This window comes from Pigmentibacter sp. JX0631, assembly GCF_029873255.1.
Lineage (GTDB): Bacteria > Bdellovibrionota_B > Oligoflexia > Silvanigrellales > Silvanigrellaceae > Silvanigrella.
The window spans coordinates 2,856,174-2,868,546 of record NZ_CP123622.1 but is presented as its reverse complement, the minus strand read 5'-3'; the positions used below and the strand labels follow the sequence as shown (position 1 = coordinate 2,868,546).

At 31.4% G+C, this 12,373-nt stretch carries 8 protein-coding genes; all 8 read right to left on the bottom strand.

Translation table 11 applies throughout. The annotated features are described in order from the left end of the window. Positions 1 to 85: 85 nt before the first annotated feature. The 8 genes from QEJ31_RS12420 to QEJ31_RS12385 all read right to left on the bottom strand — a co-directional run bounded on the left by QEJ31_RS12420 (position 86) and on the right by QEJ31_RS12385 (position 12,345). Positions 86 to 2,746: an SGNH/GDSL hydrolase family protein gene (locus QEJ31_RS12420; protein WP_280590562.1), complete on the bottom strand. Its 2,661-nt coding sequence runs from the start codon at positions 2,744 to 2,746 to the stop codon at positions 86 to 88. Then, a complete protein-coding gene (locus tag QEJ31_RS12415; RefSeq protein ID WP_280590560.1) occupies positions 2,743 to 4,467 on the bottom strand; it encodes a hypothetical protein in 1,725 nt (574 codons plus the stop codon). The genes QEJ31_RS12420 and QEJ31_RS12415 overlap by 4 nt, the downstream gene beginning before the upstream one ends. A gap of 293 nt (positions 4,468 to 4,760) precedes the next feature. After that, positions 4,761 to 5,897: a hypothetical protein gene (locus tag QEJ31_RS12410; protein WP_280590558.1), complete on the bottom strand. Its 1,137-nt coding sequence runs from the start codon at positions 5,895 to 5,897 to the stop codon at positions 4,761 to 4,763. Positions 5,898 to 5,986: 89 nt separating this feature from the next. Beyond that, complete coding sequence (gene recJ / locus QEJ31_RS12405) at positions 5,987 to 7,774, bottom strand: single-stranded-DNA-specific exonuclease RecJ (RefSeq protein WP_280590556.1); 1,788 nt, start codon at positions 7,772 to 7,774, stop codon at positions 5,987 to 5,989. Beyond that, positions 7,775 to 8,830 carry a protein translocase subunit SecF gene (gene secF, locus QEJ31_RS12400; protein WP_280590554.1) on the bottom strand — a complete coding sequence of 352 codons (1,056 nt, stop codon included), beginning with the start codon at positions 8,828 to 8,830 and terminating at the stop codon, positions 7,775 to 7,777. Positions 8,831 to 8,847: 17 nt separating this feature from the next. Beyond that, positions 8,848 to 10,638 carry a protein translocase subunit SecD gene (secD, locus tag QEJ31_RS12395; protein ID WP_280590552.1) on the bottom strand — a complete coding sequence of 597 codons (1,791 nt, stop codon included), beginning with the start codon at positions 10,636 to 10,638 and terminating at the stop codon, positions 8,848 to 8,850. 95 nt (positions 10,639 to 10,733) lie between these two features. Beyond that, on the bottom strand, positions 10,734 to 11,150 hold the full coding sequence (gene yajC / locus QEJ31_RS12390) for a preprotein translocase subunit YajC (protein ID WP_280590550.1): 417 nt from the start codon (positions 11,148 to 11,150) through the stop codon (positions 10,734 to 10,736). Between the two features lie 37 nt (positions 11,151 to 11,187). Next, positions 11,188 to 12,345: an acyl-CoA dehydrogenase gene (locus tag QEJ31_RS12385; RefSeq protein ID WP_280590547.1), complete on the bottom strand. Its 1,158-nt coding sequence runs from the start codon at positions 12,343 to 12,345 to the stop codon at positions 11,188 to 11,190. Positions 12,346 to 12,373 lie beyond the last annotated feature (28 nt).

Below are 12,373 nucleotides of genomic sequence, written 5' to 3'. Positions count from 1 at the left end.
AACCAAATGGGAATTCTATCTATAAATCTTTGGACTTTAATTATAATATACATTTTTCTTTTAAAATTTAAATTTCTATTTAATTTTAATCGTAAATTTTTCTTTCATAAAAATTTGCTAAACAATAATTCTTATACTCAAAGATAGAATTACTTGGACTATTCACTAATTGCTGTTTACCTAAATTATGTTGGATAACGTATGCAATTAAACAATGCGTATAACTTGTTGGATGGACAGAATCCCAAAATAAAGTTCGTACATTAGTAATCTCCTTTTTATCTGCACAAAATAAATTTTTTTGTGATTGAAAAGGATTTGCCACAGGATTTCGTTTAAATTCACCTTTGTAACAAGGAAGCTGAATAGTATTGCTATCAAAATCTTTAAAAGTATATGCACTATTTAAATACATTAAATCATAAGAAAATTTACTTCCATCAAGAAAATTCTCACTATTGATAAATTTTGATAAATATGGGTTAATATCAACATAATATATTAAAGAATTTAAAGGTTTTGAATTTCTCTCTTCAACTTTCTGTTTCAATATTGAATTATGAATTTGTACTATTTCAGACAAACGATAATAAACTTGCTCCTTAGTTTTAAACTTTCCGCCAGAAAAATTATAATTGTCATTTAAAATACCTTCTGGAGTCATTCCTATATTTGGTAAACTAAGCAATAAAATATGTTTCGCTCCAGCATGCTGTAACTGATAAATACTATTCATTATATTACTTACAATTCCTTCACTCATTTTATAGCTATCATTATCAACCAACCTTGTATAATCGCTTTTACTATTCATAATTTCTAAATAATCATTTCCGCCTATCCATATAACATAAAGTGTCTCATCAGGTGATTGTATTGTAAAATTTCCTTTAAATGTATTTCCATTTAAATAATTTTTCAGATATTTATTAATATAGTCAGTCATACCACCAGTTATTAAGTTTCTAACTCCAGACTTTAAAAAAGAAACTATTTTATACATTGGTTTATTGATCTCTGACTTTGTTTTTGCTCCACCATATGCAAAGTTTAAAATAGGTACTTGATTTATTATACTATAGTAATCTCCCCATACTAAACCATTACTAAATCTTCCTTTAAAATAAGGATCACTTGGAAGATAATGAGTAAATTCTTTTAAATTTCCGTTATCAGATAAACTATCACCAAATACTACTATTCTTTTAATTTGTTCATTTCGCAGTGGATTCATGAAATAAATTGGATATACAAAATCTTGTATTTCAGCTTGTAAAATTGCTTTAATATCATATAATTTTAGAACGTTTAAATTTTTTGCTGACTTATTTTTAAGATAAATAATATTATTACAATACTCCAGAGCATTCTGATAAGTTAACTTTGTTTCTATAAAAAATCCATCTTCAATGTGCCCATTTAAAGAAGCATAATTTGTTTCATCTGTTTTTGATTCAACTCCCCAATAGTAAGAAATATTTGAATTATTATATATAGTTTGATTTACTCCACTATCAGATTGAGAATTATTTATTTCGTAATAGTAACAAGCAAGTGAATATTGATGTTGTTTCTTTTCTTGGTAATTTAGAATTGAAACTTTGTAAGGTCTTCCATAGGAAGCTGAAAATTCACCATTTCCTAATTGTCCTTGGAAATTATTTCCCCAACAATAAACTGTTCCATTGTTTTTTAATGCACAGGTATGAATTCCTCCAGCAGATATTGAATTGATATCTAGTAAATTTGGAACTTCTAATGGTAAGTAGTGAATTGTATTTTTAGTGACAGTACCTAATTGAAAGTTATTTTTAGAATTACTACCCCAACAAATAACTGTATTATTTTTTGTTAAACCGCAAACATGATTATCTCCAATACTAATATCTTTAATATCTTGGAAATGATCGAGTTTAAAAGGAACAGGAAACTTCGCATTTTTATTTTCAATAGTATTTTCTACTCCTAACTGGGAAAATGTATTATCCCCCCAGCAGTATAAGTTATTAGAAGTATTTAATGCGCAAGTTGATGAACCACCTGCGTAGATACTTTTTATATTTTTTAAATTTTGAACTAAATTAACTATAGTTTTATTTTGTATTTTCCTATTACCGACTTGTCCGCTTCTATTATCACCCCAACAAAAAACTTCACCTTTTCCATGTAAAGCACAAATGTGTTGGTTACCTGAACTGATCATAGTTATTTTTGAAATGTAATTATTTTTTATAGGTAACGCAGATTCTGATAATTGATTTGTTAGTAATTGACCTTCGCTATTATCTCCCCAACAATAAATATCCCCTAAATTATCTAATGCACAAGAATGATTTTCTCCTAGTGAAATACTTTTAATATTTTTTAATTCTTTTATTTCTTTTAAGGAAGCTATTCTAGGTTGATTTAGCTGAATGGGTATTCCTAATTGACCAAAAGTATTCAGTCCCCAGCATTGTACACTTCCATTTTTTTTTAGAGCGCAAGTATGCTGCCCACCAGCAGAAATGGAAACAACATTATTTAAATTTGGGACGATTTTAGGAATACTGCTGTCATTTCCTAAACTGCCTAATTGGTAATTTAAGTTATCCCCCCAACAATATACTTCACCATTACTTTGTAGTGCACATGTATGTCTCTTTCCTGATGAAATTTGAATTACATTTTTAAAATCGTAAGCAGTAACTGAATTTAAGAAAAATATACTGACAATAAAAGTGAATAAAAATTTTAAGAACTTCATATATTTTGCTCCCAAATTTCAATTTTACTTACTAAACTATCGGGTTTACTTGCAAAAAATATTTTTGCCTCATTTCCACAGTAATTTTTGATATCATGTAAAATAAGATCTGATTTTTTCATATTTGTAATATTATCAAGAAGATAATATTCTTCATTTACAGCTTTACTAATAATTGTATAAATAGTTGGCCAAACATTTAATATAAATGTCAACCAAAATCCTTTATTTACACTTTCTATTTTCTTAGAATATTTTTTTTCACAGTAGATTGAAATCTTTTCATTTCTTACTTCATTCCTATTAGGATCTAGCAAAACAAATTTCAGATTTTTTTCATTACTAAAAATTCTTTCATCAATATCTCTTTTCTTATAATTTTCCTTACTAATAATTATATCACTAACCCCAATATGATAGGATCGAATATGGTTTCCTATTGATTCATTCATAATACGCAGATCTATTGGTAAAAAAGCTTCCTTTGCCTCTTTTAAATACTTAACTACACAATTATCTAAAGACTTTAGATTTTGACAATCAGAAAAGTAGTCATCAATAACATTTAAATTTATTTCAGAGTTAATTAAATTTGTATTGTAATATTTTAATTGTTCATTTGATAAATAAATATGCTTATTTTGTGATAATGTATTTTTTAATTTGGTATTTAATTTTTTATTTTCTTCTTTTATTATGTTTAGTTTATCACTAAAATTAGCATAATCTAAACCAAAATTAAATTTATCACTAAAATATTCCCCACTATTATTTACTATTATAATCTGTGAATATGGTGTTGTTTTAATAGATGAGGTAATCCATAAGGCATTATCATTAAGATCTAATTGATTTTGAAACTCATTTGAAAAATACTCATTTATAGTTTCAAACATTTGATTACACTGCTCGATTTGATTTAAATTACATACGTTTTTCTTTAATATTTTCTGTAACTGAATAAAATCGCCACCTAATTGTATTCCTGAAATTGTAATTTTAATGTCATTATTTATTTTCTCATTAGCATTACTATATTTAAAATCAACAAATGAATTTATTCCATTAAAAATATTTTTATCTCCATTTATCCTATTTTCAAATGAAATTTTTGACTCTTTATTCTTGAAGTCAATTTTTGCAGTTATAATTAAAAAAGCAGATAATTTCTGCTTTTCAACAACAGAATCGCCACAAATTTTTATAAATTCTGATTTATTTTTTTCAAATATCGAAGAATAAAAATTATTTATCTTAAATCCATTTTCACTATTGTCGTTTTTAATTAGAGAATTCATTCCCTTTGTCACACTTGATACTAGAGTTACCGTAGAAGAAAGTTCGCTAGCTTTTAAATTACTTAAATAACCACTATCAAAAGTAATATTCCCTTGGAGCGAATTTAATTTACCATTTGTATTTATATTTAAAATTTCATTCAATTCAGAAGAAGAGATATTATTATAAAATGAAATTTGTGACCTACCATCAGGAATAAATTCAAATGAAGTATTGTCTAAACAACTATTCTTAAGTTTGTTTTCAATAGAACTAAATCCTTTTCCAACAATTGCTGAGGTCATTTCTGATTGTTTTTGAAAAACTTCAGAAGTAAATAAATTATCTACTTTGTAAAGCTCTGTTTGGGTCTGTTTTTTTTCTCCACAAGCAGTAAGTATTAAGACAATCAAATTCAATATAGCTAAATAGATAAGCTTCATGAATAATTCCTTACTTTATTAATTTTTAGAAATATTTTATTTAAGATCAACTCATCACAAAATCGATTTTATAATTTAATTTATTAAAACAATTAGTTAACTTTATTTAATTGTTAATATATTAATTAAAAATAGTCAAGAAAGTTTAAAAAATGCTAAAAATATAAAATGAATAGCAAATTAAATAAAATAACTTGGAAAAATTTGGTAAAAATTTGGAAGAATGAATACAATTTTTAAAAAAAAAGGATAGAAAAAATAATTTTTAATTATTTAACAAAAAGATTAAATTTTTATAATCTCAATTCTATTATAAGACCTTCTGAACCTTGCTTAATTTCATAGTCGCATTGAGCCACATGCACTAAATCTATCCAAGTAACAAAACTTATCAGTGCAAATAAAGTATTTGGACTGTTCGGATCTAAGGCAATCATAGCCATACCCTTTTCAATTCTTTCATTTACATCAAGCTCGTTGTTTTTTACCAAGGCAAAAAACTCTTCAGGAAAAGCCATTCCCTCGCATTCCCAGCGGGTGATAATTTTTCCATCTATACTTTTTGCAGAGAAAACAACTCCATTGCCCCTTCTTGCAAAATAAACGCAACTTCTCCAAGGACCGACAAGCAAACGCCGCAAAAGCGCTTCATTTGTATTTGCTTTCAGTGGTGTTACGATAGCATGTTCAATGTTTATCCCTTTTCTCCGCCAAGTAGTATCAAATGTTTCTGCTACATCTCTAAATATTTGGGAAACATCCATATTTTGAGGCGGTGATTTGACCACTAATTTTTCAATCATACCTTTCGGATCATTTGCTAAATAAATTTCAAATTCATTCAAACTATCGACAACATCATTCCAACGGCGTTTTAACAGTGAATTAGGATCTACTCCATTCAAACCAATAAAAGCATCTTGTTGCCTATCTTGTTTTTGTTTTAAAAATGACTTTTCCATTGCGTAAGCTCTGACTTGCTGGATAAATTGATATAAAGCCATTTCGGGAGCAGGAATTCCCTTCCGCGGTTCTTCAATATGTAATTGACCTTTAAAAAATTGAAATGCAAAAGAAAATTTATTAATTGCATTGTTCTTCATAATATTTGCGCAAATAAAACCTACTAATAATATAATTAAAAAAATTGATGTTAGAAGAAAAATTAAAGCACATAGAATAAGTATACTGATATTTGCATGTATCGATTTTTCAAAGACACTTAGAGCAATAAATACTCCAGTAGAAATAGCTGTTATTATGATAAAAAAAATACAAACAAATAAAGAAAAGCTTCTTTTTATTTGCTCTTTTTTATCTAATTCTTCATTTAAACCTGGCTTTGAAGGTTTATTAAAAGAATTTTGTGACTGATACTTTTTCTTCCGAACATACCATGGTTCAATATCATTTCTATGTGACTGGATCATAGGCGCGTCCACTTCAATTAAAATTAACAAATAAAATATGGTTTATGAAAACCAATTCTACTGCATAGGATTTGAATAGGCAAAATTTATTAGAATAAGGACGAAGATAAAACAGGCGCATAATCTATCACCCGCACATCGGTTGTCAGACGCCCGTTCCAAACAGCTAGTTTTGCTTCAACTACTAGCTGAACACTCAATCCTGTTTCTAAAAATTGCTCAAAAACTTCAGCTAACCCAAAAGCTGTCAACCAAGCTTCTGAACCTCCATCGTAGAATAGAACTTTAGCATGGTTTTGGGAAATGTCTTTGCCCATTCTTTTAACATGTCTAACCTGAACAGGCCCCAACAACCAGCGAGTTCTCGGGTTCTCGACGCCATAAGGCTCTAATTCTTCAAGTTTTTCTACTAAAGAAAGAGTTAAACTTTCCAAAGAAAGTAAACCATCGACTTTTAGTAATGGAGTTTTATCTTTATCCTGAATATTTATTTTCGCTTGAGAATGTAAATACTCCGTTAGCCATTCCAATTTTTCTGGCGAAATTGTCAAACCCACAGCATGAAAATGTCCACCAAAAGAAATAAACTCATCGCGAGCAGCATTAAGTGTTGCAAACAAATTAAATGCATGTGTCGAACGACCACTTCCTTTTAATTTTCCATCTACTGTGCCAAACACAAGAACAGGTCTATAAAATTTTTCCAATACTCGGGTTGCTACTAATCCGACTACCCCAGGATGCCAATGCGGTTGATGCAAAACAAGAGCATCGGGTATGAAACTCATTTTTCGCACCAATTCAAATGCCTCTTCGGTATATTGCTTTTCCAAAAGTTGACGCTCAGAGTTTTCTTGATGCAAGTGGAAAGCCATTTCTTTTGCTGAATTTATGTCACTAGTAGCTAATAATTCAACACTTCTAAGAGCATTTCCTAAACGACCTGCAGCATTTAAACGGGGGCCAATTTTAAAACCAATATCACTTGCGGTCACTTTTTGCCCAACTTTCCACCCAGCACAAAGTAACAATTCTTGAATCCCCAGACGGTTTCCTAGACTTATATTTTGCAACAATACTTCTAAACCAATTTTACACAAAATATAATTTGCTCCCACAAGCGGAGCCATATCTGCAATTGTACCAATTGCAACAAAATCGAGATAATTTTTTAAATTAATGTCACATTTAAAGCTGTTTTCTTTTAATTTCTGCCTTAATCCAATTAATAAATAAAATGCAACACCAACGCCTGCAATCATTTTTTCTGGAAATAAACAATTTTCCTGTTTAGGATTCAAAATTGCAAAAGCATTAGGCAATTTTAGAGGAATATCATGATGATCAGTAACAATAACATCTATACCTAGCTGTTTACTTTCCTCACAAGCAGCAACTGCGGATATGCCATTATCTACTGTGATCACTAGCCTTGTTTGCTGTGCGGCGAGTTTTCTTAAGCCAATACTATTGAGTCCATATCCTTCGAGCAACCTATCTGGAATATAAATATCAACAGGATAATTTATCTCGGCAAAAAATTGCTGTAACATGGCGCAAGATGTTGTTCCATCTACATCATAATCACCAAAAATTGTAATTTTTTCTTTTTGCCTAATAGCCTGCAGAATGCGCTCACAAGCTAATTTAAGATCTTTTAATAACCAAGGTTCTGGTAATAAACGTAGCAAGGCTCCATCTGTTTCAAGCATTTGACCATTGAGTAAAAATTTTTTCTTTTGGGAAAAATATTCTGCAAAAGAATCTGAATTTTTAGCAAATATATCTTTTATTTTCCAAGCATATCTTTCCGTAGTACATAAATATTCATTGGTAAAATGCTGCGTTACTTCTTCTTGGTTTGTTGTAAAAACCATTTACTTTTTTTCCTGTGGATGTTTTTTTCTAACATAAATAGGAGGAGCATAATCTTTTGGTTTTTCAACTACAGCTTTATCTTTCTGCTCTTTTTGTTTCCAGCCTAACTTAGTAAAGTAACCATCCATCATTAAAGTTAATGGAGCTGCAACATAAATAGAAGAATAAGTACCAACAACAACACCAACCAACATTGTAATTGCGAAATCTTCAATAGAACCACCGCCTAAAACGGATAATACTAATAAAGCCAAGATAGCAGTAACTGAAGTTAAAATAGTCCGATTCATAGTTTGACTAATACTTTTATTAACAACATCAATCATAGGCATTTTGGGTTGCAAAAGCCTAGTTTCACGAATTCGATCGTAAACAATTACCGTATCATTTATAGAGTAACCAACAATAGTTAAAAAAGCTGCTATTGAAGTGGTGTTAAAAGGACGACCGAGTAAAGTCATGAAACCAAGTGCAATAATAACATTGTGAATCAAACACAAAACTGCGCCTGGAGAAAATCTTGCGTCAAAACGAAAGGCAATATAAATAAGAATACCAATACAAGAAAGCAGCAAAGCCATATACCCCTTGTATTCATCTTCTTTTCCTACTTTGCCAGAAATATTTGTTGTAGAGGCAAAAACAAGCTTCTCTGCACCAAACTTTGCAGTTAACTTTTCTTTTAATTCGGCTGCTCTTCCTGTTGTTGCATTTTCATCTTTTCCTTTTTCTCTTTGAATTCTAATTAAAAAGGATTCAGAATTATCCTTCCGGACAGCAATATTCCCGTAAGCAGTTACTTCAGCATGATCAATACCAATAGCTTTTATGGCCTCTTGCAACTTTTCACGTGAAATGGAACGATCCACTACGTTGACTTGAATTTCTGCTCCGCCTAAAAAGTCTATACTATAATTCAGACCTTTTACTGCAACAATTACTAGTGATAATATAACAAGTAATAACGAAATTCCCACAGTAAATTTTCGCCATTTCATGAAATCAAAATAATAGTTATGTGGGAAAACCTGAATGTTTCCTAATTTAAACGCCATAATAGTTTTCCTCTTTTTTAGCCAAACCTTTTAATTTTTGTTTTTTCAACAAGCCATTGTCCAATAACTTCTGTTACGTAATATGAAGTAAATAATGTGCAGATAATACCGCATAACAAAGTAACAGCAAAGCCTTTAACTGTAGGATTACCATAAATTAAAAGAACAATCCCTGCGACAGCCGAAGTAATATGCGCATCTATTAAAGTGCGAAAGCTCGTACTATAACCTTTATAAAAAGCTTGTTTTTGAGAAAAACCAGAACGTATTTCTTCCCTAATACGCTCATTAATGACCACGTTACCATCAACAGCAATTGCCATAGTTAAAACAATTCCAGCTATACCTGGTAAAGTTAATGTAGCTCCAAACAAAGCCATAAAAGCTAGTATGAGAAGGACATTGAAAATCATAGCTAAATTAGCTACAAACCCAGATAAACCATAAATAAACAACATAACAACAATAACTAAAACTGCAGCAATTAGAGTTGAAATGACTCCAGCATGAATATTTTGCGCACCTTCAGTAGGTCCTATTTGACGTTCTTCAACAACTTTTACTGAAGCAGGTAAAGCTCCAGCACGTAAAACAAGAGCTAAATCTTGTGATTGTTTCATTTGCTCAGCCATATTTATATTGCTTCCCATAGTAATAGAAGCATTTCCCCCAGTAATTGGTGAACGAACATAGGGAGCACTTTGCAGATTTCCATCAAGAATAATGGCAACTTCGTGTGGCGCATTTTTGGGATCTGCGGCGGTAGTCGTCAGCTCTCCAAATAATTTCGCACCTTGTGGTTTAAATTTTAAAGAAACACTGTACTGCGGTATATAATTTTCAGCAGTTTGAACTGCTTGTGCATCTTCAATAAGATCACCTGTTAATTTAGCATGTGATTCTACTAAATAAGGGAGAGTAGATACGACTTTGCCTACTTGGGTTCCTTGGCCATAAATTCTTTTTAAAACTATAGTCGCATTTTTAGGTAATTTATTATTGTCTCTTAACCATCTTGAAAGTTCTTCAATAGTAGAAGGTTGATGATCTTCTTCAGAAATTTTTAAAGCTTTCCGCGCCTCAGCCAATAAAGGTAACAGCTGTTCCTGCGTAACAGAATTCAAAACTAAACGAAAATCAAGTTGTGCCGTGTTACCTAGTAATTGTTTTGCTCTTTCAGTATCTGACATTCCTGGTAATTCAACAACAACTCTTGTTATACCAGCTTGAAAAATATTTGGTTCAGAAACGCCAAACTGATCAATACGATTACGAATTGTATTGATTGCCTGTTGCATTAATTGTTTTTCAAATTCAGCAAGGTTTGTTTTATTAGGATAAAAATGTAAAGTATTTCCAACAGTTTTATCAAATAATAATAATAATGTTTGCTCATTGATTTTCTTTTGTAGCTGCTGGGCTTGGGCTTGATTTTCTATTTCAATAGTTGCAGAAAGATCATCATTTACTTTAAATGCTCCAGTTTTTATACCTTCAGTAGCTATGAGATCTTTTGCTCTTGACATTGCACGAATGATAGAGTCTTGAAGCGCTTTTTCAACTTCAACATTTAGAGTTAATGAAAGTCCACCTCGTAAATCAAGACCTAAATTTACTCTTGAAGATGGGAGAAAGTTTTCAGCAGCTATTTGGTACCACTTCTCTGGCTGGCCGTTTTGATCACGTTTCCAATCCGAAGGATTTCCAATAATAGTAGGTAAAGTATATAAAATTCCAAAAATAAGGGCACAGAAAATAATAACCGTTTTAATCCACCACAACGCGGGCATAGGAACTTTGTTTGGCATAAATCACCTGATGTGTTGCTATAAAAAAAACTTAAAATGAAACCGCCCGCCCAGAATGAGCGGGCGGTTTCATTTTTCAAAAGCAAAACCTAACTTTACTTTACAGAAGCTGCAGCAGCCTCTAGTCTTCCAGAAATGGAAGATTTGATAACGCGTAACGTAGAATTTCCTACATTTAATGAAACTATGTTGTCTTTCACTTCAACAACTGTCCCAATTATTCCTCCAGCTGTAATTACCTCGACCCCTGGAGTTAAAGAATTTAAAAATTCTTTTTGCTCTTTTGCTCTTTTCGACTGAGGACGGAAAACGAATAGCCACATAAATAGAATAATTCCACCCATGAGGGCTAAATTAACCCACATTGGGCCTCCTTGAGGAGCGCCTGCAGAAGCAGCCCCTGCTGGAGCTTGCTGAGGAGCACTCGCAGCAGTTTGAGCCATGACAGCACTGCCAAAACTAGAAGAAACCAATATAGCACTCAATTTCAATGTCGCTAATTTAAAATTCATGTATTTATCACTCCAATTAATCCAAAAAACAACAAGATTAATCTAGTATCATCTTTGCAATAGTTTGCAACTGCATGTTGGTCGTTCCTTCATAAATTTTGCCAATTTTTGCATCGCGATAAAACTTTTCAACTGGAAATTCTTTGATAAAACCATAGCCTCCAAAAATTTCTAACGCAGTACTGGCTACATTTTCCGCAACTTCACTTGCAAAACGTTTTGCCATAGCAGCTTCTTTTACAAAACTGAGACCAGCATCTTTCAATCGAGCAGCATTGTAAACCATCAGCTTAGCAGCTTCAATACGAATAGCCATATCTGCAATCTGAAACTGAATTCCTTGAAACTGAGAAATTGTTTTGCCGAATTGTTCACGTTGCTTTGCATATTGTACTGCTGCAAAATATGCGCCTTCAGCAAGCCCTAACATTTGCGCAGCTATGCCAATTCTACCTTCATTCAAAGTTTCAATTGCAATTTTATAACCTTTCCCTACTTCACCAATAACATTTTCTTTTGGTACTTTAGCATTCTCAAAAATAACTTCACAAGTACTACTAGCTCGAATTCCTAATTTAGATTCTTTCCTACCTAAAGTAACTCCACCCATATCTTTATCAACAAAAAAAGCAGTAATTCCTTTGTAACCTAATTCTGGGCTAATGTTTGCAAAAACAAGAAATACAGAAGCCTCTTTTGCATTGGTAATAAATATTTTTTTACCATTTAATTCATAGTGAGAACCTTTATCACTAGCAGTTGTTCTAAGTGCAAAAGCATCTGACCCACTATTAGATTCTGTTAAACAATAACTTCCCACTCTATTTTTAGCCATTTGCGGAAAATATTTATTTTTTATTTGCTCTGGTCCCCATTTTAAAAGAGCATTTGCGACTAAAGTATTTTGGACATCAACAAAAACACTGACACTAGGATCGACTTGAGCTAAAGCCTGAATAGCAAGAATTGCTTGGAAGAAAGATCCGCCTGCGCCACCATATTTTTCAGGAACTTCAATTGCCATTAAACCTAGATCAAAAATTTTATTTATTATTTCAGGTGACAAGAGTTCTTTTTCATCCATTTCAGCTATGTGCGGTTGAATTTCTTTTTTCGCAAATTCAAGAACTGAATGAAAAAACATGGATTCTTCTTCTTTTAAATGTGTCAATGGATTGAAAGAATGATTTAGCATAAGTCGACTCCTAACAATATTCAAACAA